General features: G+C 41.8%; 20 protein-coding genes. 14 read left to right on the top strand and 6 right to left on the bottom strand.

The features are described from left to right. Window positions 1-2: 2 nt before the first annotated feature. The gene (locus AN214_RS10500) at window positions 3-950 is read right to left on the bottom strand and encodes an ion transporter (protein WP_054979692.1); all 948 of its coding nucleotides are present in this window, start codon (window positions 948-950) and stop codon (window positions 3-5) included. A 9-nt stretch (window positions 951-959) separates the two neighbouring features. Beyond that, a complete protein-coding gene (locus AN214_RS10495; protein WP_054979691.1) occupies window positions 960-3,629 on the bottom strand; it encodes a bifunctional acetate--CoA ligase family protein/GNAT family N-acetyltransferase in 2,670 nt (889 codons plus the stop codon). A gap of 134 nt (window positions 3,630-3,763) precedes the next feature. Between AN214_RS10495 and AN214_RS10490 the strand changes: the two genes are divergently transcribed. The 3 genes from AN214_RS10490 to AN214_RS10480 are packed head-to-tail and all read left to right on the top strand — an operon-like array spanning window position 3,764 to window position 5,713. Beyond that, on the top strand, window positions 3,764-4,147 hold the full coding sequence (locus AN214_RS10490) for a cupin domain-containing protein (protein ID WP_054979690.1): 384 nt from the start codon (window positions 3,764-3,766) through the stop codon (window positions 4,145-4,147). Next, window positions 4,140-4,847 (top strand): SIMPL domain-containing protein, encoded by a 708-nt coding sequence (locus tag AN214_RS10485; protein WP_054979689.1) that lies wholly within the window; start codon window positions 4,140-4,142, stop codon window positions 4,845-4,847. Before AN214_RS10490 ends, AN214_RS10485 begins: the two co-directional genes overlap by 8 nt. Before the next feature lie 32 nt (window positions 4,848-4,879). Further along, window positions 4,880-5,713 (top strand): DUF1835 domain-containing protein, encoded by an 834-nt coding sequence (locus tag AN214_RS10480; protein WP_054979688.1) that lies wholly within the window; start codon window positions 4,880-4,882, stop codon window positions 5,711-5,713. 57 nt (window positions 5,714-5,770) lie between these two features. Here AN214_RS10480 and mutS read toward each other — a convergent pair whose 3' ends face one another. Further along, on the bottom strand, window positions 5,771-8,371 hold the full coding sequence (gene mutS, locus AN214_RS10475; protein ID WP_054979687.1) for a DNA mismatch repair protein MutS: 2,601 nt from the start codon (window positions 8,369-8,371) through the stop codon (window positions 5,771-5,773). A 35-nt stretch (window positions 8,372-8,406) separates the two neighbouring features. On the opposite strand from mutS, the gene AN214_RS10470 reads away from it, so the two are divergent. From AN214_RS10470 to AN214_RS10460, 3 genes are all read left to right on the top strand, one after another. Next, window positions 8,407-8,895, top strand: a complete 489-nt coding sequence (locus AN214_RS10470) for a CinA family protein (RefSeq protein ID WP_054979686.1) — start codon at window positions 8,407-8,409, stop codon at window positions 8,893-8,895. Window positions 8,896-8,963: 68 nt separating this feature from the next. Further along, entirely contained in the window at window positions 8,964-10,013 is a 1,050-nt protein-coding gene (recA, locus tag AN214_RS10465; protein ID WP_010560890.1) for a recombinase RecA, read from the top strand. 168 nt (window positions 10,014-10,181) lie between these two features. Next, window positions 10,182-11,552 (top strand): DUF3943 domain-containing protein, encoded by a 1,371-nt coding sequence (locus tag AN214_RS10460; RefSeq protein WP_235576739.1) that lies wholly within the window; start codon window positions 10,182-10,184, stop codon window positions 11,550-11,552. 190 nt (window positions 11,553-11,742) lie between these two features. Here the strand turns inward: AN214_RS10460 and AN214_RS10455 are convergent, their stop codons facing one another. Further along, window positions 11,743-12,900: a DcaP family trimeric outer membrane transporter gene (locus tag AN214_RS10455; RefSeq protein ID WP_054979684.1), complete on the bottom strand. Its 1,158-nt coding sequence runs from the start codon at window positions 12,898-12,900 to the stop codon at window positions 11,743-11,745. Window positions 12,901-13,308: 408 nt separating this feature from the next. Here AN214_RS10455 and acs point away from each other — a divergent pair, with 408 nt between their 5' ends. Together acs and AN214_RS10445 are read left to right on the top strand one after the other, a co-directional pair. Then, window positions 13,309-15,249, top strand: coding sequence for an acetate--CoA ligase (acs, locus tag AN214_RS10450; RefSeq protein WP_054979683.1), 1,941 nt, complete (start codon window positions 13,309-13,311; stop codon window positions 15,247-15,249). Window positions 15,250-15,328: 79 nt separating this feature from the next. Further along, window positions 15,329-15,979: a response regulator transcription factor gene (locus tag AN214_RS10445; protein ID WP_010560886.1), complete on the top strand. Its 651-nt coding sequence runs from the start codon at window positions 15,329-15,331 to the stop codon at window positions 15,977-15,979. Window positions 15,980-16,054: 75 nt separating this feature from the next. Here AN214_RS10445 and AN214_RS10440 read toward each other — a convergent pair whose 3' ends face one another. Both AN214_RS10440 and yegQ read right to left on the bottom strand, forming a co-directional pair. Next, window positions 16,055-16,303: a YfhL family 4Fe-4S dicluster ferredoxin gene (locus AN214_RS10440; protein ID WP_054979682.1), complete on the bottom strand. Its 249-nt coding sequence runs from the start codon at window positions 16,301-16,303 to the stop codon at window positions 16,055-16,057. Window positions 16,304-16,307: 4 nt separating this feature from the next. Then, the gene (yegQ, locus tag AN214_RS10435; protein ID WP_054979681.1) at window positions 16,308-17,675 is read right to left on the bottom strand and encodes a tRNA 5-hydroxyuridine modification protein YegQ; all 1,368 of its coding nucleotides are present in this window, start codon (window positions 17,673-17,675) and stop codon (window positions 16,308-16,310) included. Between the two features lie 281 nt (window positions 17,676-17,956). On the opposite strand from yegQ, the gene ndk reads away from it, so the two are divergent. The 6 genes from ndk to hisS all read left to right on the top strand — a co-directional run bounded on the left by ndk (window position 17,957) and on the right by hisS (window position 24,588). After that, the gene (gene ndk / locus AN214_RS10430; protein WP_010560883.1) at window positions 17,957-18,388 is read left to right on the top strand and encodes a nucleoside-diphosphate kinase; all 432 of its coding nucleotides are present in this window, start codon (window positions 17,957-17,959) and stop codon (window positions 18,386-18,388) included. Between the two features lie 229 nt (window positions 18,389-18,617). Beyond that, window positions 18,618-19,751, top strand: a complete 1,134-nt coding sequence (locus AN214_RS10425; RefSeq protein ID WP_010560882.1) for a bifunctional tRNA (adenosine(37)-C2)-methyltransferase TrmG/ribosomal RNA large subunit methyltransferase RlmN — start codon at window positions 18,618-18,620, stop codon at window positions 19,749-19,751. Window positions 19,752-19,828: 77 nt separating this feature from the next. Further along, window positions 19,829-21,217, top strand: a complete 1,389-nt coding sequence (gene pilW, locus AN214_RS10420; RefSeq protein WP_054979680.1) for a type IV pilus biogenesis/stability protein PilW — start codon at window positions 19,829-19,831, stop codon at window positions 21,215-21,217. Then, window positions 21,214-22,101: a RodZ domain-containing protein gene (locus tag AN214_RS10415; protein WP_054979679.1), complete on the top strand. Its 888-nt coding sequence runs from the start codon at window positions 21,214-21,216 to the stop codon at window positions 22,099-22,101. Before pilW ends, AN214_RS10415 begins: the two co-directional genes overlap by 4 nt. Before the next feature lie 5 nt (window positions 22,102-22,106). Continuing rightward, the gene (gene ispG, locus AN214_RS10410; protein WP_010560879.1) at window positions 22,107-23,225 is read left to right on the top strand and encodes a flavodoxin-dependent (E)-4-hydroxy-3-methylbut-2-enyl-diphosphate synthase; all 1,119 of its coding nucleotides are present in this window, start codon (window positions 22,107-22,109) and stop codon (window positions 23,223-23,225) included. Between the two features lie 88 nt (window positions 23,226-23,313). Further along, on the top strand, window positions 23,314-24,588 hold the full coding sequence (gene hisS, locus AN214_RS10405) for a histidine--tRNA ligase (RefSeq protein ID WP_054979678.1): 1,275 nt from the start codon (window positions 23,314-23,316) through the stop codon (window positions 24,586-24,588). Window positions 24,589-24,634 lie beyond the last annotated feature (46 nt).

Genomic DNA, 24,634 nt, shown 5'->3' with positions numbered 1-24,634 from the left:
TGCTAAGGGATTTTATGGCCACAGTTAGCGCAATAATTAATGTGTTTTATTTCATTCATTTTACGCTTAATGGCACGCTCGGCTTCTTTTTTACTTAAGCCTAGTTCAATACGCATTTCTTCAATTTGTATTTGGTCTTTTTCGCAAATATCACCATCGCGCGAGCATAATGCAACGTACTGCGCGAATTGCACCCTACGGCGTCTTAATTGATCTGAAAAGCTCGATGCCAGTAAACCAGTTGGGATTGCCACCATCCCCATACTTAGCACAGTTATCACCCCACCAAAAAAGCGGCCAAGCGGGGTAATTGGCACAACATCACCATAACCAACCGTGGTGAGTGTTGCCATTGCCCACCACATGGCATCGGGAATGGAGCCAAACTTATCCGGCTGTTCGTCATGTTCAATTAAGTAGATACCGCACGATGCGGTGATAAGCGCCACACTCATAATAAAAAATGCGGCAAGCAATGGACCTTTTTCTTCTCGAATACTTTGCAACAATAATTGCATAGCACGCGAATAGCGAGTCAGCTTAAAAACACGTAATAGTCTAAATACACGTAAGAAGCGCAAATCAAAGCTGACGAACAGCATCAAGTATGTTGGCAAAATTGCCATTAAGTCGATAATCGCTAAAGGAGAACGCAAATAGCGAATGCGTTTTCGCCAGTTGGGAATAGGTAAGTCGCGATAATGTTCTTTATCAACACAAACCCATAACCGTAGCAGGTATTCGATAGTAAAAATCGCGACAGAGAATATTTCAATTGCTAAAAAAAGGTGTTTGTAGCTTGCAGCGACCTCTTCAACCGACTCGAGTACAATCGCAACAACATTGCCGATAATCAGAATTATCAACAACGCATCGATAAACCTACCAAGTTTTAGTCCTTCGCCAGAACTTTCCAATACTTGTGCAATACTCAGTCGTAATTGATTCACATCGACCTCTTAGTTAAGTGGCATTGTCATAATAACCGTACCTTCTTCGAAATCACGCGTGACTTTAAAGCCTAGTTTTTCCGACAAGCCAATCATGCCACCGTTTTCAGGTAAGGTAAGGCCTTCAATTTTTTGCACATTTTGGCGTTTACAATGATTAATCACCGATTGCATTAGAATACGACCAAGCCCAAGCCCTTTTAGGTCGGAGCGCACAACTACGGCAAACTCGGCAACAAGGTTATCAGGGTCCATTAAAACACGCGACACACCAAGTGTTTGCCATTTATCGTCGCGTCGTTGCGTAACGATAAACGCCATTTCGCGGTCGTAATCAATTTGCGTCATTTTAGCTAATTGCTCATGGCTAAATTGTGGCATTTCACCAAAGAAACGTTTGTATCTATCTTCTTTGGTTAGCTGATTATCAAACTCTCGATGCGCTTCTTCATCTTCTGGACGAATTGGTCTTAATATCGCAGCTGATCCATCTTTAAGGGTAATACTTTGCTCAAGCTCTTTTGGATAAGGTTTTATTGCTAAGCGTTTTGCGCGACTTGATGCTTGGTATTTTTCTAGTTCAATAGCCGCATCGAGTACTAAAAATTTACCTTGTAAAGCCAGTACTGGGTTAAGCTCAAGTGATTTGATGTCGGGATTTTCAACCACCATTTGTGATACGCGAGTAAGCATAGCGCACAGAGTGTACTTGTCGATTTTGGTTGGTAAATGCTTTTCTTTGATAAACCCTTTATCGCTTGCTGCAGCAATTAAGTACTTGGCTAGATTCATATTTAGCGGTGGCAGAGCAACCGCTGCTAGGTCAAAGTTAAGAGCTGTACCGGCTTCGCCGAGTAAAATAACTGGGCCAAAATTAGCATCTGTTTTAACTGCTATGCGCAGCTCTTGACCGCCAGCACGGGTTGCCATTTTTTGTAGCGCAAAACCATCAATTTTGGCATCTGGGTAAGTTTCATTAATTCGCAGTAGCATATTAAATGCTGTTTGCTCAACTTCAACGCCATCGTTTAAGTTTAATACGACACCACCAACATCAGACTTAGATGGAATGTTAGGGCTTACTAATTTAAGCGCAACCGGAAAGCCAATGCTCTCGGCTAGCTCGCGCGCTTCGCTAGGTGTAAAAGCATGCTCAGTTGCAATGCAGTTAATCTGATAGCACTCAAGCAGTGCTGCTGCATCATGAGTCGGTAGGTAGTGTCGCTTCCCTTGCAAGTAGCCGCTTATTAGTTTGCCAGCTTGCTCCGTGTGAATATGGTCTGAATCTAATAGGGATTCTGGTGTTTGCGTTAAGTGCTTTTGGTTACGACGATACTGAATTAAATGCATGTAAGCCGCTACTGCACCTTCTGGTGTGCGGTAAGTGGGAATGCCCGCTGCTTGGCAAACTTTACGCGCTTCATAGGCTGCCGTTTCGCCCATAAAGTTGGTCATTACATACGGGCGCTGCATTTTAGGCACTTTATTAACGGTTTCTGAGATGATTTTGGCAAACTCTTCACTGGGTGCCAATGCCGATGGGCTATGTAAAATGAGTAAATTATCAACCTCTGGTGCTTGCACTAAAATTTCGACCGCCTTCTGATAGCGCCACGGATCGGAATCGCCGTAAATATCAACAGGGTTGGCGAACGAGGTGTGCTGAGGCAATACCTGATTTAATTTAGTAATGGTTTCTTTCGAAAGTTCAGCAAGTTTGCCCGAGCTTTGGATCAAGGTATCTACAGACATTACACCTGGTCCGCCGCCATTGGTTAAAATGGTCAGGGCTTCTTGTTTTAATAGTTTAGGGTGCAGTGCTAAGGTTTGTGTTGCGGCAAACAGTTCGCGTAAGTCATTTACGCGCAGCATACCGGCACGCTGAAACATCGCATCATATACCGCATCGGAACCTTGGTTGCCACCGGTGTGCGCCATAGCAGCATCTGCGCCTGCGGCGGTTTTTCCGGTTTTTATTGCAATGACGGGTTTACTGAACGCAGCGGCTCGTGCAGCGGAAATAAATTGACGGGTATGTTCAATATTGTCGATATACAGCAAGATCGCTTGGGTATTGGCATCACGCCCTAAAAAATCGACCAATTCATCAAAATCAATATCGCCACAATCGCCCACCGAGACAAAATATGAAAAGCCAATGTCTTTTGTTTGTGCCCAGTCGAGAATTGTTGAGCAAACTGCGGCAGATTGCGACACGAAAGCTATTTTTCCGGGCTTAGCGACCATATGGGAGAAACTTGCGTTAAGTCCGATACGCGGGATTAATAATCCAAGGCTATTTGGCCCGAGTATATTTACATTAGCTTTGCGTGCGGTTTCGATAAGTGCGTGCTTTAAATCTTTATCAATGCCCGATGCGATAATGACGGCATTTTTGCAGCCTTTGCTACCGAGTTGTTCAACGATTTGACAGCAACGGTCTTTACTGGTGCAAATAACGGCTAAATCGGGCACTTGTGGTAGGGCGTCTATTGTTGGGTAAGCAAGCACGCCATGAACTGCCTTATATTTTGGCGTTACTGGCATAATCGGGCCATTAAAACCGCCTTGCAACAAGTTGCGCATCACCACGTAACCCGCGCGATTGGTACGGTTTGACGCACCAATAACTGCCACTGATTTAGGGTTGAAAAATTGACTTATCCTTTTTACCGTCATCGCGTTTCACCACAGTTGAGTTGTTGCTATCTTATAAAATTCGTTTACAAGTATAAAGCAATAATGTTGTTAGATACTTGATATAAAACAGGGTCTTGTTATGCTCAACAGGGCATAAATATGGACTAATAAATATGACTCTACTGCTGCTGAGCGCTGCTATTAGCGCAGCACCTATCAATCTTGAGCAAATGGTTGCACCAAGTGATTTGGACAACATAAAAGTTGTGCCGCTAACTAGCAACCAAGATGCAAGCCAATTTCTGATCTATGTTAAAAAGTCAGTACCACTGCATATTCATAAAGAGCACAGTGAGATGGTTTATATTGTCGATGGTGAAGGGCAAATGCAGCTCGGTGATAAAACCTTCACAATTAAAAAAGGCGATTTTGTAAAGATTGATGAAAATACACCCCATGGTGTTAAGGTAACGTCATCGCAGCCGCTTAAAGTACTGTCAACGCAAACGCCTGAATACTTTGGCAAGGATAAACATAGGGTAGATAACCATGAATAAACAATCGTTAACCAGTACGATAATCTTTGCACTGGCTATTATTATTGCCAGCTTGTTGTTAAAACAAGGCATTGTAGAGTTTAAAACCCTCGACCGCAGTGTGGCGGTAAAAGGATTGGCAGAAAAAGAAGTGATGGCAAACACCGTTATTTGGCCGATTAATTATTCACTTGCGGGTAACGACTTAACAAAGTTGATTGATGAACTAGAGGCTAAAAATCAAGCGGTACGTGCGTTTTTAGCGTTACATGGTTTTAGCGACGAAGTAGTTTCAGTATCGCCGCCTAATGTTGCAGACAAGCTAGCGCAGCCTTACGCGCAATTAGAAAAAGGCCAAATGCGTTATTTTGTGATGTCGAGCATTACGGTTTATAGCCACGAGCCAGAAAAAGTGCGCCACGCATTAACTAAAGTAACGCAACTTGCAAAACAAGGCATTGCCATCTCAAGCGATCGCTACGACGCTAAAGTACAGTACATTTTTACTGGCTTAAATGACATCAAGCCGGAGATGATCCAACAAGCAACAGAAAAAGCACGCGAAGTTGCTGAAAAATTTGCCACCGATTCAAAATCCACCTTAGGTAAAATTAAATCTGCACGCCAAGGGCAGTTTAGTATTTCAGACCGAGATTCTAACTCGCCACATATTAAACGTGTGCGCGTGGTTTCGAGTGTTGAATATTATTTAGTGGATTAGAACAAACAACTATCAGTCGATGAGGTTAGTTTATGTATCATATTACTAATGGTGACAGCGCAAACCTTTTTTTAAAGCGCATTGGCATTCAAGGGCAATTTATTGCGTGGCAAGATGTGCTGCATCATGGTCCTATTAGCGCTGAAGTTTCACTGCCAGTGATGAGCGATTATCGCGCTGCATTTTTAGCGGATTATTTTTGTTTACCGCTCAAAGACGTGCAGGCTAAGTTTGACGCGCGTAACGATAAATTAAATGTCATAGAAGACAGCGATGAAGTCACCTTGTGGTTAACGCCAGAGCTGTTTGATAGTTTGATTGGCTTACAGTTTATTGCTTGGTATCGGGCGAAATTTAACACCACACGTAATCTGTTCGTGGTTTTATTATCTGATCATTTACCTCCGCGTGAATTAGAGGCAGCCCAAGTTGCACAGTATTATAAAACCCGCTTTAGTCCAAGTGAGCCATTTTTTGAATTAGCAACTAGGGTGTGGCAAGCACTGACAACCGATTTAGCTGCATTAGAAGGCTGTTTAACGCTCGATTTTAAACACTGGCCCAATCTTAAAACTTCGGTTCAACGGTTCTTACAAGAGCAACCTGATGATAGCGGTTTAAACCGCACACAGTGGCAGGTTTTGGATTGTTTAAACGGACAAACTTTGTCGTTAGCGCAGTTGTTTGGTGCAAATCAAGATTTGGAAGAAGTCCCGTTTATGGGGGATTTAAGTTTTTGGTGTCAGATTGAAGAAATGCGAGAGTACCTCAATATATCGACGCAAGACAGTTTATTACACCAAGAAATAGAGTTCTATCACGGGGTTAAAGTGAGCTTGTCAGAAAAAGGACAAGCTCTGCTCTAAATTAAAGTAACTAATCCGAGTTTTGGTTAGCTAGAAACTAGCTAGCTTAAACGCGAGTTAGCTACTTTTTGCCAGTTGTTTCAGTTTAAACACTAAATCAAGTGCTTGACGCGGGGTTAAATCGTTCGGGTCAACAGTGTCTAAGGTTTCAATCACAGGATTAGGCGTATCAAATAAACTGGCCTGCTGTGATATTTGCGTATTTGCCTCATTGTTAAGCGGCATTTCACTGACACTTTGATGCTGCTCCAACAATGAAAGCTTTTGTTTGGCACGGTTAATAACCGCCTTTGGCACACCTGCAAGGCCCGCTACTTGTAAACCAAAGCTTTTACTTGCTGCGCCATCAAGCACTGTGTGTTTAAACGCTATGGTATCTTGGTATTCAATTGCATCTAGATGCACGTTGGCTAAAATTTCCAGCTGGTCAACAAGTTCGGTCAATTCAAAATAGTGCGTTGCAAACAGTGTTTTCGCAGCGATATTCTTCGCTAAATACTCGGCTGTTGCCCATGCCAGTGATAGACCATCGTAAGTACTGGTACCGCGGCCAATTTCATCCATTAATACCAGTGAGTTTTCGGTAGCATTATTAAGAATGTTGGCGGTTTCCGTCATTTCTACCATGAAAGTTGAGCGACCTGATGCGAGGTCATCGCTAGCGCCAATACGTGTAAAAATACGGTCGGTAATACCTATGATGGCAGACTCTGCTGGAATATAACAACCAATATGTGCCATTAATACGATTAACGCAGTTTGACGCATATAGGTTGATTTACCACCCATATTTGGCCCGGTAATAATTAACATTTTGCGCTTATCATCAAGGTAAGTTGGGTTGGCAATAAATGGTTGTTGCATAACAAACTCAACCACAGGGTGACGGCCGCCTTTAATATCGATGCAGTTGTCTTCACTAAGGTTGGGCCTAACATAATCGAGAGACTCAGCACGTTCTGCAAGGTTATTAATAACATCCAATTCACTGAGCGCCGCAGCCATTTTTTGCAGTACGTCAATTTGTGGTGAAATAATGTCGAACAATTCTTCATACAGACGCTTTTCAAGTGCCAATGCATTTGACTGGCTGTTAAGAACTTTGTCTTCGTGCTCTTTTAGTTCAGGAATAATATAGCGTTCGTTATTTTTTAGTGTTTGACGGCGCACGTAATCTGCCGGTACAAGGTTAGCGTTGGCCTTACTGACTTCTATGTAATAGCCATGCACCTTGTTGTAGCTAATTTTTAGTGTGGCAATGCCAGTGCGTTCGCGTTCGCGAATTTCCATTTGCTCAAGAATATCGGTTGCACCTTTGCTAAGGTTACGCCACTGGTCGAGTTCTGCGTTATAACCAGGGGCAATAACACCACCATCGCGAATTAGTACTGGAGGATTGTCGATAATAGCGTGTTCAAGTAGGTCTTGAAGTTCAGTTAAAATCGGTGTGGCGTGCTTGATTTGTTTTAAGCGCGTGCTATTCGCATCATTTAATAGGTCGTGAATAGGGTGCAGTGTTTGTAGCGCTAAACGTAAACGTGATAAATCACGTGGTCTTGCTGAACGTAATGCCAAGCGCGCAATAATACGCTCTAAGTCACCGACTTGTTTAAGCGTATCGTGTAGTTCAAAACTAATTGCTAAGTCGTGGATTTCACCGAGTGCATCAAGGCGGTTGTTAAGCTCTTGCTGGTCGCGAATAGGGCTATGCAGGCGACGTTTAAGTAAACGAGAGCCCATAGGCGTTGCTGTTTTATCAAGTACTTGTGCCAAGGTATTATCAAACCCGCCCGATAAATTGACGGTCAGCTCTAAGTTTTTACGGGTTGCAGCATCCAGAATGACATTTTGCTCATTTTGCTCCAGACCAATTGCATTAAGGTGTGGCAATGCAGTGCGCTGAGTGTCTTTTACATATTGCATTAAACAGCCTGCGGCTTGTAATGCTAAATGTGCGTTTTCAACGCCGAAACCAACAAGATCTTTGGTACCAAACTGCTTGTTAAGCGCTGTTTTGGCGCTGTCTAAATCGAACTCCCAAATAGGGCGGCGGCGCAGGCCATTACACTGTTCTATCAGCGCTAAATTTTCAAAGGTTTCAGGGTAGAGTAGTTCAGCGGGTGAAATGCGTTGCAAGCATGAATTTAGCGCTTCGTCGGTATCGACTTGTAAAATGCGAAAACGACCTGAGTTGATATCCAAATAAGCAATGCCGTATGCACCTTTATCGCTATGCGATACCGCGCATAACAAGTTGTCTTGGCGCTCTTTTAATAAGGCTTCATCAGAAATGGTACCCGGCGTAATAATGCGTACTACTTTGCGCTCTACTGGTCCTTTGCTGGTGGCAGGATCGCCAACTTGCTCACATATGGCAACAGATTCGCCCATTTGCACTAGGCGCGCTAGGTAGTTTTCAACTGCATGATAAGGCACCCCCGCCATTGGAATAGGGTCGCCTCCGGCTTTGCCGCGATGAGTTTGCGAAATATCGAGTAATTCTGCGGCACGTTTGGCATCATCAAAAAACAGTTCGTAAAAGTCACCCATGCGATAGAAGACTAATATATCCCGATGTTCAGCCTTAATTTTTAAGTATTGCTGCATCATTGGCGTTTGTTGGCTGATAGTATGGTCTGAATATAAATCTAACGGCATAATTGACTAATAGTTGTTATGTAAAAGGTGTAAAAATGATATTACCCGCTCATATTTCTGAGCTAGCGGCAAAGTTAGGTGCTAGTTTAACGAATAAAAAGCTTTGGATCACTACTGCTGAATCGTGTACTGGTGGTGGCATTAGTTATGCGTTAACCGATACTGCGGGAAGTTCAGCTTATATTGATCGTTGTTTTGTCACTTACAGTAATGATGCTAAGCACGAGTTACTTGGGGTTAAGCAAGAAATACTTGAACAATTTGGTGCAGTAAGTAAAGAAACTATCGAGCAGATGGCAGATGGGGCAATAAATGCAACTAACGCTGACGTTGCTATTGCTGTTTCTGGCATCGCAGGCCCAGGAGGTGGTACAAAAGATAAACCAGTTGGTACTGTATGGATTGCGGTAAAAGTACTGGATAAACTATCAGTTGGACACTGTTTGTTCGCAGGCAATCGTAGCGAGGTTAGATTGCAAGTGATTGAATATTCATTGAAAAAAGCAATTGAGCTAATTAATTAATAAAAAACACTTGATACTGTTAATCTATACAGTATACTTTGCTGCATAACACAGATTCGGAGAGTCAAATGGACGATAATAAACAAAAAGCCCTAACAGCTGCGCTATCACAAATTGAACGCCAATTTGGTAAAGGCTCAATTATGAAATTAGGCGATAGCCAAGCGCTAGATGTTGAAGCTATTTCAACAGGTTCACTGGGTATTGATATTGCACTTGGTATAGGTGGTTTACCAACAGGTCGTATCGTTGAGATTTATGGTCCAGAATCTTCAGGTAAAACAACATTAACACTACAGGTAATTGCGGCAGCGCAAAAAGAAGGCAAAACATGTGCTTTCGTTGATGCTGAACACGCACTAGACCCAGTTTATGCTGAAAAGCTAGGTGTAAATGTTGACGAGTTATTAGTTTCTCAGCCAGATACTGGTGAGCAAGCGTTAGAAATCTGCGATATGCTAGTACGCTCAGGTGCTGTTGATGTAGTGATTGTTGACTCTGTAGCTGCACTAACACCGAAGGCGGAAATTGAAGGTGATATGGGTGATACTCACGTTGGTCTTCAAGCTCGTCTAATGTCGCAAGCATTACGTAAATTAACTGCGAATATCAAACGCTCAAATACACTGTGTATTTTCATCAACCAAATCCGTATGAAAATTGGTGTTATGTTTGGTAACCCAGAAACTACAACAGGTGGTAACGCACTTAAATTCTATTCATCAGTACGTATTGATATTCGTCGTACCGGTTCGGTGAAAGAAGGCGATGAAATAGTTGGTAATGAAACACGCGTTAAGATTGTTAAGAACAAGGTTGCGCCGCCGTTTAAACAAGCTGAATTCATTATCATGTATGGCCAAGGTATCTCGAAAGAGGGCGAGCTAATTGACTTAGGTGTTAAGCATAATCTAGTTGATAAAGCGGGTGCATGGTTTAGCTACAAAGGCAGCAAAATTGGTCAAGGTAAAGCAAACTCTATTAAGTTCTTAAAAGAGAATGTGGAAATTGCCAATGAAATTGAGCAGAAACTACGTGAAATGTTATTGCTACAAGCGACAATTAAACCTGAAGAAGGTGAAACGCAAAGTTTAGCTGCGGATGACGCTGAACTATAAAGTAAGCTAAACGACGAAAAAGGCCACTAATGTGGCCTTTTTGCATTGATGTTTACAATTTTTTGCTAACATTAAGTGTCTTAAATTACAAAAGCAGCTAAAATAGCCGCCTTTTTGCAGCTTACCCAAGAACGGACGCACACACAGTCTATGAAAATGCTCAATCGTATGATTAAGTTAGCACTGTTTTCATCAGTGATGACTCAACCTCTTTTTGCTAATCAGGAAGAGCAAAAACAGTTAAATACCCAGCTTAAAGATGACATTACCTCGGTTGAAGTTAAAACCTATAATTTACCGAGTAATAGCGATTGGAATCTAAAAGATATTCCCGATGACTTTTATCAGTCACCTTATCAAATAAACTTATTCTCAGATAATCACGGTCAAGATCGCGAACGTTTATGGTCGCAAACCCAATCGGTAATGGCATATGGTTTTGGTGTTGCTGGTTTGATTTTAATGTTGCCAGAAGATATCTCGAAATGGGATAAGGAAAACGGCGTATTTTCTAAGTGGACTGACAATGTAAAAGAAGGTCCGACATGGGACCGCGACGTTTGGTGGCTCAACTGGATTGGGCACCCGTATTTTGGTGGTGTTTATTACCAAGTTGCACGTAAGTCAGGCTATCGCCAGTGGGATTCGTTTTTATACGCATTCACTATGAGCACATTTTATTGGGAATACGGTATTGAAGGGTTTGCTGAAATACCGTCAATGCAAGATTTAGTGATTACACCGGTATTAGGTTGGGCTTACGGCGAATGGGCATACCAAACAGAAATGGAAATTCGTAGCACCGGCGGAGAAGTGTGGGGCTCAAAAACCTTAGGTGATGTGTCGCTATTTTTACTTGATCCAATTGATGCTGCGGGTAAGGGCATTAACAACCTGTTTGATATGGAAGTGGTTAAAGCGGGTACCGGTGGCATTAACTTTGCGAAGATGCAACTACCAACGGGTGAGTATGAAGACCAAGTACAACTTAATGTGCACTATCAACTTGGTTCAGGTAAAGCACAGCAAGCACCTACTTATCAAAAAAATTATATTAGTAAAAAAGACCCTGTTGATATCGGCGTAATAGGCCTTGGTCTAAATTACGGCAGCTTAAATCCAGGTGAGCATTGGGGTTTAGAGCAAGATGTTGCCAATGGCTGGAATTTAGGTCTGTATTTTTCACCGCGATTCTCTATGAAACTTGATTATTTAAAAGGTCAACTACCGCGAGAAATTGGTTCAGGTGACCAAACATTTGAACAATTTAATGTGGGTGCAAACTATTACTTTAACAGCGATAGTAGCTTTCGCCCGTTTGTTAGCGCAGGCGCTGGTGAAATGTTGTATGCAAAAAATAATGAAGATGATGGTGACAGTACATTTGCGTTAAATGCAGGACTAGGTATGCATTACCAAATTAACAACAATTTTGCTCTTCAGTTAGACGCTAAACGTTTCTTCAATAGTAAATACAGTAACAACGACACTGCATATAATTTTTCGCTAATTTACTTTTTTGGTGAAGGTCAAAGGTAGTATTAATTTTACTTATTAGGTGATTTTTTTAGCGAAGCAAACACTTGGTTAACTGTATTGAAAAATACTGTGTCGTTTTTATCGGGCAGGAAGTGACTGTTAATTAACTAAAAAATAAGCGACCAATTGGTCGCTTATTACTGACAACAACTTAGGAAGCAATCTAAGTTATAAAGTTAGCAAGTAGGCTTTAGAAAGCATACTTAGCTGAAAGCTGTAAGCGGTTGATATCGCCATCAACACCACTTTCGGTTTCGCGTTCACCTACTTTGTATTCAACACCAAAAGTAAGTTTTTTCTCAGGAGAATAAAGCAAGTTTGCACTGTAACTCATTGATGTTTTTGTTGGGTCGCCAGTGATATTTAACAAGTTTTGGTTATTATCAGCACTAAAATATGACGCAAGGAAAGTTGAACGTAACTTTTCATTCCAGTGGTGTTGATAACCAACAAAGCCCGAAACTGAGTCAATCGCATCTAAATCATTGCCATCAAGCACTGCACCATGTGCGACATTTAAACCAACGTAACGCCCTAAACCACTACCTGCTGTGACCATGTATTTTAAATTATTCTTACCAAAGTTAACGCGACCTGACGCGCTCACACCAAATGATGATGTTGATGCATCTGCACCGCCTGCTTTATAAGTAAGTTGTCTTGCAAGACCCGCAACAGTGAAGTGACCCCAATCGCCTTTAAAGGTATAGCGAGCTGTGATATCTGGTAGGCTAGAGTCGTCGGTTTCGTTGCGCATACCACCTGCTGTGGTAATAGTGCTTTCAGGGTTTTCTGCCGATACAGAAAAGCCGCCTGAAGTGTACTTAATCATCGCTTGGCGCACGAACACAGTACCTTCAGCAGGGCCGACGAAATCAAGTGTTTCTGGTAATGCGCTAACGTTTTGGAAGTTTGACCACGCTTGACCAAACAAGAAGCCATTATACGTTACAAATGCTTGACGAATACGCGGCGCATAAGAATTTGATACACGCTCATTACCACCTGGCGACGCAATAAAATCGAGCTCAATTTTGGTGTTAATTGATTCGCCGTTGTCTAATTTAGTTGATGTTGCCAAGTTAAAACGTGATTGACGTGCATGCATATCAAATACAGGGTCTGTATCTGCGTCGCCACCCACAGGAGTGGTGCTTGGCACATAAAAATCACGACCAATGCTCGTGCCACCTACTGTACCAGCGGACCAATCACTCCACATTGCGTCAAGCTTTACATAACCACCATATTTTACATCTGTAGACTCTAATACACCCGCATGGGCTGAAGTACCGAACAATACTGCTAAAACGCTGAGCGCTATTGTTGTTAGTTTATTGTTTTTCATAACTGTATCCCGATTAAGTTAACATCTTCACTGTTGGCTATGTTCAGATTTTGCTCAATTACCTATTGGTCTATACGACTAAGGTATAGCTAAACGGGCTTAAACAGTGTGTTAATTCCATTAAAACCCATGAAACTAGTTGTATTTGTGAATAATTCGTTAAAAAATATAGTCGTAGATAGCGGTAAATCGCAAAATAAAAATTTAATATTATGAATAATAAAAGTAATTGAGATAGCAGTAATAATTGGAGTTGTTAAAAAGATGTTCTTGATTAAGTACTCTCTATATTTGAATTAAGATGCTACTAAGGTCTAATTCTTTATACCACCTAGCTGAGTAATGCTTGAGGGTATTGGTCTAGGTTGCATTTAGGCGACTAGCAACAAAGTTAAGAAAGGGGCACTCATGTCACAAGAAATTTACCCAGTACCAGCGTCTGTTAAAGAAGCAGCGTTAATTGACGAAGCAAAATATAACGAACTATATCAATGGTCGATTGACGACCCAGAAGCATTTTGGGGTGAGCAAGGTAAGCGACTAGACTGGATTAAGCCGTATACCAAAGTTAAAAATACCTCATTTGATAAAGGCCATGTTGATATCCGTTGGTATGAAGATGGTCAACTGAATGTGTCTTATAACTGTATTGACCGTCACTTAAAAGATAAAGCCGATAAAGTTGCGCTTATCTGGGAAGGTGACAACCCTGAGCATTCAGAAAATATTACTTATCAGCAACTTCATGATGAAGTGTGTAAACTAGCAAATGGTTTACGTAAGCTAGGCGTGCAAAAGGGCGACCGCGTTGCGATTTATATGCCTATGACGCCACAAGCAATATATGCAATGCAAGCATGTGCTCGTATTGGTGCAGTGCATTCAGTTGTGTTTGGTGGTTTCTCTCCTTCAGCAATTGCAGACCGTATTCAAGATTCTGGTGCGAAAGTGGTTATAACATCAGATCACGGTCGACGCGGTGGTAATGCCGTTCCATTAAAAGCAAACGTTGATGAAGCATTAACGCAAGCTGGCGTTACAAGTGTTGAACACGTTGTTGTGCACCAGCTTACAGGTGGCGATGTAGCATGGAATGATGTAGATGTTTGGTGGCATGATTTAGTTGCTGACCAAGCAACAAACTGCGAGCCAGAAGTAATGGATGCCGAAGATCCGTTATTTATTCTTTATACCTCAGGTTCAACAGGTCAACCTAAAGGCGTTGTGCATAGCACCGCAGGTTATTTAGTTTATACTTCGCTTACGCATCAATATGTTTTCGATTTACAAGAAGATGATGTTTTCTGGTGTAGCGCAGATGTGGGCTGGATCACAGGTCACAGTTACATTGCCTATGGGCCACTGGCGAATGGTTGTACTCAGGTTGTATTTGAAGGTGTACCAACCTATCCAACATCAGGTCGTATGGGTGAAGTAGTTGATAAACATAACGTTACTATTCTATATACTGCACCAACAGCTATTCGTGCGTTAATGGCGAAAGGCGATGAGCCAACAGCTTCTTCTACACGTGAATCACTGCGTATTTTAGGTTCAGTAGGTGAGCCAATTAACCCAGAAGCATGGGCTTGGTATTATGAAAATATTGGTAACAGTAATTGTCCAATCGTTGATACATGGTGGCAAACTGAAACTGGCGGTATGATGATTACGCCACTACCAGGTGCAACAGATTTAAAACCAGGCTCAGCAACACGTCCATTCTTTGGTATTTTGCCTGCGTTATTTGATGCTGAGGGTAAAACATTACAAGGTGCAACAGAAGGTAACCTAGTTATTCTTGATAGCTGGCCGTCACAAGCACGTACTGTGTACGGTGACCATGAGCGCTTTGAACAGACTTATTTCTCAGCATACCCGGGCGTTTACTTTACCGGTGATGGTTGTCGTCGTGATGAAGATGGTTACTACTGGATCACAGGCCGCGTAGATGATGTACTGAATGTTTCGGGTCACCGCTTAGGTACAGCTGAGATTGAAAGCGCGTTAGTTGCACATGAAGCGGTTGCTGAAGCGGCAGTTGTTGGTTTCCCACATGATATTAAGGGCCAAGGTATTTACGTTTATATTACGCCGAATGATGGCGTAGCAGTAAGCGACGAATTAACCAAAGAGGTACGTAATTGGGTTCGTAAAGAGCTTAGCCCAATAGCAACACCAGATATGATCCAATGGTCACCAGGTTTGCCAAAAACACGTTCAGGTAAGATTATGCGCCGTATTTTACGTAAGATCGCAGCAAATGAATACCAACAGCTAGGTGATACATCAACACTTGCCGATCCAAGTGTTGTAGAGGAGCTAATTGAAAACCGTCTAAACCGCTAAAAGGTTTGTGAATCAATTAAACTCACAGTAACATTAAGGCTGTTATCAGGGATAACAGCCTTTTTATTAGGAGTCATATATGAGCAAGTTTTTGATAGCGGATGATCACCCTTTGTTTCGCGAAGCACTTAAAGGGGCTTTAAACGGCAGTTTCGATGATTTAGAGATATTTGAATCTGAGAGCTTTGATACGACGCTGCAAGTACTAGAACAACAACAAGAGCTCGATTTATTATTACTAGACTTACATATGCCTGGCAGTGGCGATTTATATGGTTTAATTCGTATTCGTGAAGATTACCCCGATTTACCGATTGCCGTTGTTTCTGGCACAGAAGACATTCAAATCGTTTCAAAAGTAATGAGTTATGGTGCCCTTGGTTTTATTCCAAAATCGTCATCTTCAGCACAAATTGCCGCTGCAATCGAAGAAATTCTAGATGGTGAAACTTGGTTGCCAGAATCAATGGCTGATAAAGTTGAAGAAGTGATTGAACAAGATGCAGAACTTGCGCAGCAAATTGCATCACTCACACCACAACAATACAAAGTTTTAAGCTATTTACACGAAGGTTTGTTAAATAAACAAATCGCGTATGAACTGAATATTTCAGAAGCCACAGTGAAAGCACATATCACGGCAATATTTAGAAAACTGGGTGTATACAATCGCACGCAAGCGGTATTAATTGCCAGCAAATTGCAGTTAGAGCCAGTTGACTCTAATTAGCACATTAAAAATAATAAAAAACCGAGCAAATATGCTCGGTTTTTTTTCTTTCTAAAGTATCTGTAATTGCTGTTACTAGTTTGATGTCAGGCGAATAAACTTTTCGGCTAATTCATCAAGAGACTCAACATGCTGTGGGTCTTTTTTAATACAGTCAATCGGACAAACGCTGACACAAGTTGGTTGGTCGTAATGACCAACACACTCGGTGCATTTTTCTGGATCAATTTGATAAATTTTATCACCCATGTAAATTGCCTGATTAGGGCATTCAGGGTCGCACATATCACAATTGATACATTTCGAATTTATCATCAATGCCATGATACTAGCCCTTTTTAAAAGGATTACGCGTATCTTGGTCTGAATCTAAATTCCTTAATAGAATCGCTTTATCAAGTTCAATGTCTTCCGGTAATGGAATTTTTACAATATGGCCTGAACCTTTAGCATCATCAATGCGCTCACCTTTTTTATTTTCCATATGATCTAAGGTAAACTGAATATTGCCTTGTGGTGTCATAAGTTCCATTGAATGGCCAGTACAGAACTTGTTCTTAACATCAATTTCAACCAAACCGTTGTTGTGACGACCTAATACTTCACCAACAAACTGTTGCTTGTCTGACACTGAGTGACCGTATTCATAGTTTTGGTATTCTTGGTGCACATGGCGCTTTAAAAAGCCCTCGGTATAGCCACGGTGCGCAAGGTTTTCTAAGGTGCGCATTAAGTTAGGATCAAATGGCTTACCAGCAACGGCGTCGTCAATTGCTTTTCGATAAACTTGAGCGGTGCGCGCAACGTAATAAAACGACTTAGTACGACCTTCGATTTTTAAGCTGTGTACACCCATTTTGGTTAGCTGATCTACGTATTGCACTGCACGTAAATCTTTCGAGTTCATAATGTAAGTGCCATGCTCATCTTCAAACGCAGGCATGTATTCGCCAGGGCGGCCTTGTTCTTCCAACATAAACACTTCACTTGTTGGTGCACCTTGGCCTAGCGTTGGGATCACTGAACTTGGATCAATTTTGTGCACAACATCACCGGTTTCGGTCTCTTTACCCGGCTTTACATCGTATTCCCAACGACATGCATTGGTACAGGTACCTTGGTTAGGATCGCGCTTATTAATATAACCAGACAGCAAACAACGACCAGAGTACGCCATACATAATGCACCGTGAACAAATACTTCTAACTCGGTTTCGGGGCATAACTCACGAATTTGGCCAATTTCTTCAAGTGATAACTCACGCGATAAAATAACGCGCTCAACCCCTTGTTGGGCCCAAAATTTTACTGTTGCAAAGTTTACTGCATTAGCTTGAACGGAAAGATGAATTGGCATATCGGGCCACTTTTCACGTACCAGCATAATTAAACCGGGATCTGACATGATTAAGGCATCGGGGCCCATTTCAATAACAGGTTCAATATCGCGCAAATAGGTATTAACTTTGGCATTATGCGGCGCAATATTTGACACCACATAAAGCTTTTTACCTAAATCGTGTGCTTCGTTGATCCCGAGTGCTAAATTATCAAGGTCAAATTCATTATTGCGCACGCGCAAACTATAACGAGGTTGACCGGCATATACCGCATCAGAGCCATAGGCAAAGGCATAACGCATGTTCTTTAAGCTACCTGCTGGTGACAGTAATTCAGGTACAAAAGGTGTGTTCATTGAAGTGTCCTCATACATCGAACTGGGTGCTGGCCAGTTGCATGATTTAAAAAGCGGGCAATTCTAACGCATAGAGAAATTGAGAATTTTGACATAGATCAAATTAGCCTAGGTGTTTTGTTTGGCTGTATTGAATTAGCGTTGAGGTGATAATGTTTGTTTATTTTTCTCACTTTGTTGGAAAAGTAATCAGATTATTTTCGGTTTTAATAGGATTTTCACACAAATATGCGTATAATTCGCGGCCGTTAAAATCATTAATTATTTATGGAGCATAAAAGATGGCTTTAGAGCGTACTTTTTCTATCGTAAAACCTGATGCAGTTGCTAAAAACCACATCGGTGCTATCTACAACCGTTTCGAAACTGCTGGTCTTAAAATCGTTGCAGCTAAAATGGTTCACCTTTCAAAAGAGAAAGCTGAAGGTTTCTACGCTGAGCACAGCGAGCGTCCTTTCTTCGGTGCTTTAGTTGAGTTCATGACATCTGGTCCAGTAATGGTTACTGTTCTTGAAGGTGAGAACGCAGTACTCAAAAACCGTGAAATCATGGGTGCTACTAACCCTGCTGAAGCACTAGCTGGTACTTTACGTGCTGACTACGCAGATAGCATCGACGAGAACGCAGTACACGGTTCTGACGCTGTAGAATCAGCTGCTCGCGAAATCGCATACTTCTTCTCTGACGAAGAAATCTGTCCACGTACTCGTTAATTTTAACGACGTAGACAAACTTGCATTAGCTCAGGTTAATGCAGTAGAAAAGGGCTCTTTAGCCCTTTTCTTGTCATTTTGAACTAAAACAGTCTGTTTTAGTCACAGTGTCAACTTTGCTTTAAATTTACGGTACTTGGCTAAATACGCCGATTGCGCAAATGTAAAAGTAAAGCAAAGTTGATATATCAGCTAATATAAAGTTGTATTACGTACTAGGGTCTGAGTTATGAGTGCTGCGGAAAAGAAAATTAATTTATTAGATTTAACCCGTGAAGGAATGCGAGAGTTATTTGTTTCATGGGGTGAAAAGCCGTTCCGTGGCGATCAGGTAATGAAATGGATGTACCATTTCGGCATTGATAACTTTGATGAAATGTCGAATATCAACAAAAAGCTAAAAGCCAAGCTACACGCAGAATGCGAAATTAAAGCGCCTGAAATTTCAGTTAAGCAAGTGGCTTCAGATGGCACAATTAAGTACGCATTAGTGCTTGAAGGTGGTCAAGAAGTTGAAACAGTGTGGATCCCTGAAAAAGACCGTGCAACATTATGTGTTTCATCACAAGTTGGCTGTGCGCTTGAGTGTACTTTCTGTTCAACAGCGCAACAGGGCTTTAACCGTAACCTAAAAGTGTCTGAAATCATTGGCCAAGTTTGGCGAGTTGCAAAAGATATTGGTTTACATGGCGATTCAACGAAGCGACCAGTTACCAACGTGGTAATGATGGGCATGGGTGAGCCATTACTTAATCTCAACAATGTTGTTCCAGCAATGGAACTGATGATGGATGATTGGGCATTTGGTTTATCTAAGCGTCGCGTTACTTTAAGTACCTCAGGCGTTGTTCCTGCACTGGATATCTTAAAAGAAAAAATTGACGTTGCATTAGCTATTTCACTTCACGCGCCGAATAACGAATTGCGTGACGTACTTGTACCAATCAACAAGAAGTACCCAATTGAAGAGTTCTTAGCTGCGTGTCGTCGCTATATTGACGGCTCTAAAGCAAACAAAGACATCACTATTGAGTACGTTATGCTGCAAGGTGTGAATGACAGCACTGATCATGCACACGAGCTAGTTAAAGTGTTAAAAGGCACGCCATCAAAAATTAACTTGATTCCATTTAACCCGTTTCCGGGCAACGAATACGGCCGTTCAAGTAACAGTCGTATTGACCGTTTCTCTAAAGTGTTACAAGCAGCAGGTTTAACTTGTATTGTACGCCGTACACGTGGTGATGATATCGATGCCGCATGTGGTCAGTTAGTGGGTGATGTTGTGGATCGTACTAAGCGTGTAATGAAGAAAAAGCAACTCGACGATAACAAAATTAGTGTCAATACGGTAAACCCGTAAAGGATCTAGAAAAAATAAGATGATCCCGAGGCTAATTCGGGTAGAATTGGGATAATTGTCAGAAAATGAGTATAACTATGCGTCGTTCAATATTAGTAGGTGTTGCGCTATTAGCAACAACAGGATGTGTAACCGAAAGTGTTTATGTTGGAAGTGATAAGCCAGTTGTCGAAAATCGAATTGATAACGATGAGGCTGCAAGAACACGCATTTCATTAGCATTAAAATACTTAGCTTCTGGCGATAGCACACAAGCAAAATATAATTTAGAGCGCGCCGCTAAATTTGCGCCTAAATTACCTGAAGTTCATTACACTACTGCGTATTATTATCAGCAAGTGGGTGAAAATGAACTTGCTAAAGAGTCTTACTTACGCGCGATTGATATTGCCCCGGATGATCCAAATACGCTAAATAACTATGGCGTGTTTTTATGTGGTTTAGGTGAGTACGATGAAGCGTCGGAATATATTTTGCGTGCAATCGAAATTCCAAGCTATCTGCGCGTTTCGCAAAGTTATGAAAATTTAGCGTTATGTGCGATTGAAAATAACGAGTTTGATGAGGCGGAAGAATACCTTGAAGCTTCAGTAAAACACAGCCCGTCGCGTGGCTCGTCACTGGTTAACTTATCTGCGATTTATTATGCCAAAAGCGATTTACATCGTGCACAAACATTTATGAATCGTTATGAAAAATCAGGCCGTATTTCTTCACGCTCGTTAATGCTGTCATACTTAATTGAAAATCGTATGGGCCATATCGAAAAAGCCAATACATTGGCATTAACGCTACAGCAAACCTACAGTAATTCAATTGAAGCGCAACAGATCAAACTTAAGAAAACATCTGACAGTGAGTTTGAGCGTCTACGTGAAAAATACCGCAAAAATGAGTTAAGCAAGCTTAAAAAAGAGCTTAACCCAGATGGTAAATCGGTTGTTGCCAAGCCACAAGTAAAAGTGGTTAAACGTAAAGCGCAACCAGAGCAAGCGGAAGTCACACCAAGCAAAGCCGAGATTGAAGCACAAGTAAAAGTGGAAGTTGCTAAGCCAACTACACAAGTTGCGAAAAATGAAGTGGTTGTAGCGCAAGCTAAAGCACAGCAACAAGCGCCGGTTACACAACGTATTCCACTTAATAAGCTGGTTGAAACACCTTATCACGTTATGAAAGGCGGTGAGAATCTGTTCTCGGTATCGGTTAAATACAATGTTAAATTAGCGAAGTTACTTGAATGGAATGGCTTAACCGAAAACGATCCGGTTTTTGCTGGCACAAAAATTTATCTTAACAACCCGAATATTTACCACCTAGTTAAAGATGGCGACACCTTATTTAGTATTTCTGTGAAGTACAATTTACGCATGAAGTCGCTTGCTGAGTGGAACGAGATTCAAGAATCGGCAACATTAAGCCCAGGTAAAAAAATCTTGTTAGTAAATCCTAAAACTTACGCACTATGACTGAAGAAGTATTAGCTCAAGAACCAATAACAAGTTTAGGTGAGCAGTTAGCAACTGCTCGCGAGCAACACGCTGTTTCAATTGATGAAATGGCACATAAGTTAAAGTTAACAGCAAAACAAATTTCAGCCATTGAATGTGACGATTACAGCCAGTTAGGGCCCGTCACTTTTGTAAAAGGCCATATTCGTAGTTACTGTCGCGAATTTAACCTAAACGAAGCGCAACTAATGTCGCAGTTTAGGCACCAAAGGGAAGAAACCGAAAAGCGAATGCAAAGCTTTTCAAGACGTACTGAACGCGAAGCAAAAGATAACCGATTAATGCTTTTTAGTTACGCAATTATTGCCCTAATACTTGGTTCATCGTTGTTTATCTGGTGGCAAAACCGCGAACCAGCGCCAACGGAAGCTGAGACAAGCAAAACGGTGGTTGAAACGCCGAGTCAAGAAAATAGTACTGTACCGGTTGTAACTGAGCGTAAAGCAACAAATCAAATCAACCTTGCTGAAATATCACAATTAAGTGATGACGAACCTCAGCAAATAAGCAGTCAAGAACCTGAAACCACGCCAGTTGAGCAGCCAGAAGTAGCTAAACCGGCGGTGGTTGAAAAGAAAAGCGATACTAAGAAAAACGTCAGTACTATTGTCATGACGTTTAAAGATGATAGCTGGGTCGAGATTTTTGATGCCGATGGCGAGCGTGTCGCATTTGGTGTTAAGAAAAAAGGCTATGTCATGACATTGGATGGCAAAGCGCCATTTAATGTGGTGCTGGGCAAGCACTATATTGTTGATGTTGAGTTTAATGGTGAGTTAGTTGATATGTCACATTTCCCTACTAATCGACTCGCCAAATTTAGCCTGCCGTTGAGTGAGTAATAAGTATGTTTTCAGAATCTCCGATAAAACGCCGCAAATCAAAACGCATTTATGTAGGTAATGTGCCAATTGGCGATGGCGCACCGATTGCCGTGCAGTCAATGACCAATACCGAAACGACTGATGTCGCGGCTACGGTTGCGCAAATCAATGCAATTCAAGCAGCAGGTGCGGATATTGTACGTGTTTCTGTGCCAACAATGGACGCGGCTGAAGCATTTAAAGAAATTAAACAGCAAGTTGATATTCCGCTGGTTGCGGACATTCACTTCGATTACCGCATTGCGTTAAAAGTTGCTGAATATGGTGCTGATTGTTTGCGTATTAACCCAGGTAATATCGGCAGTGAAGAGCGTATTCAAGCGGTTGTTGATGCTGCACGCGAAAAGAACATTCCTATTCGCATTGGCGTGAATGGTGGGTCGCTAGAGCGCGATATCCAAGAAAAATACGGTGAGCCAACACCTGAAGCATTGCTTGAATCAGCGATGCGTCATGTAAATATTTTAAAGCGTCTTAATTTCGATAACTTTAAAGTATCGGTAAAAGCGTCAGATGTATTTTTGGCGGTTGGTGCGTATCGATTGCTTGCGAAAGAAATTGAACAGCCGCTGCATTTAGGTATTACCGAGGCCGGTGGTTTTAGAGCGGGCTCAGTTAAATCTGCGGTTGGTTTAGGCATGTTACTAGCCGAGGGCATTGGTGATACGTTACGTGTCTCACTTGCAGCCGACCCAGTACAAGAAATCAAAGTAGGTTTTGATATCTTAAAATCTTTGCGTATTCGCTCTCGCGGCATTAATTTTATTGCCTGCCCAAGCTGTTCACGTCAAGAATTTGATGTAGTAAGCACGATGAATCAGCTCGAAGAGCGTTTAGAAGACGTTATTGAACCGGTGACTGTTTCGGTTATTGGCTGTGTGGTAAATGGTCCGGGCGAAGCACTGGTGAGCGATTTAGGTTTAGCGGGTGCGAATAAGCGCTCTGGTTTATATATCAACGGTGAGCGTCAAAAAACGCGCATTGATAATACGCAAATTGTTGACCAACTAGAAACGCAAATTCGTGATTACATCGCAAAAAAAGACACTGAACAACAAATAGACGTTAAGTTAGTTGAGTAAGTAGTCTCGTTGAGTATAATTGACAATCTTCTTTTTTCTGGGGCGATATTCGCCCCATGCATTTAATTAGCAATAGGGTAAAAGCAGCGTGGCAAAACAAATCCAAGCAGTTCGCGGCATGAATGATTGTGTACCGGGTGATACTCAGGTATGGCAAAAAGTTGAAAGCATTTTACGCGAAACAGTTGCATCGTATGGTTATCAGGAAATTCGTTTTCCAATTGTTGAATCAACTGATTTGTTTAAACGCTCAATTGGTGAAGTTACCGATATCGTTGAAAAGGAAATGTACACCTTTGAAGATCGCAATGGTGACAGCCTAACATTACGCCCTGAAGGCACAGCAGTATGTGTGCGTGCAGGTAACCAAAATGGTTTACTGTATAATCAAGAACAGCGCCTTTGGTATATGGGCCCAATGTTCCGCCACGAAAGACCTCAAAAAGGTCGCTACCGTCAGTTTCACCAATTTGGCTTAGAAGTTTTTGGCTTTGAAACTGCGGACATCGATGCAGAAGTAATTATTTTGACTGCACGTTTATGGAAAGCATTTGGTATTAGTGACCACGTTCGATTAGAGCTTAACTCACTTGGCTCAAACGAAGCGCGCGCGCAATATCGTGATGCACTTGTTGCTTACCTTGAGCAAAATATCGATGCATTAGACGAAGATTCAAAACGTCGTATGCACTCAAATCCATTACGTGTACTCGACAGTAAAAACCCTGATGTGCAAGCAGTTTTAGTTAATGCACCAAAGCTATCTGAACACTTAGACCAAGAGTCACAACAGCATTTTGCAAATTTATGTGAACGTTTAGATGCTGCAGGCATCGAATATCAGGTTAATGAAAAACTGGTACGCGGTTTAGATTACTACAACCGCACTGTATTTGAATGGGTTACTGAAAGTTTAGGTGCACAAGGTACAGTGTGTGCTGGCGGTCGTTACGATGGCTTAGTTGAGCAACTAGGCGGCAAAGCGACACCAGCAGTGGGTTTTGCAATGGGCATGGAGCGTTTAGTGCTGATGTTGCAAGAGCTTGACCGTGTTGGCGATATTCGTCGCACCAGTGATGTTTACATTGCGGCAATGGGTGATGCAGCAAGCATTCAAGCACCTGTTATTGCCGAGAAGTTACGTGAAAAAGTACCAGGAATACGCATTACAGTGCATGCCGGTGGCGGTAACTTCAAGAAACAATTAAAACGCGCAGATAAAAGCGATGCTGTATACGCACTGATTATCGGTGACAGTGAACTTGAAAATAACCAAGTGACTGTAAAACACTTACGCGAGCATCAAGAACAACAAACACTAAATTTAGATCAAGCAGCCGAGTTGCTAACAGGCTTGGTATAAGAGGTTAGAATGGAAGTTTATTCAACAGAAGAACAACAAGCAGAAG

The organism is Pseudoalteromonas sp. P1-9 (assembly GCF_001399975.1).
Taxonomy (GTDB): domain Bacteria; phylum Pseudomonadota; class Gammaproteobacteria; order Enterobacterales; family Alteromonadaceae; genus Pseudoalteromonas.
This window is presented reverse-complemented; position numbering and strand designations above follow the sequence as displayed.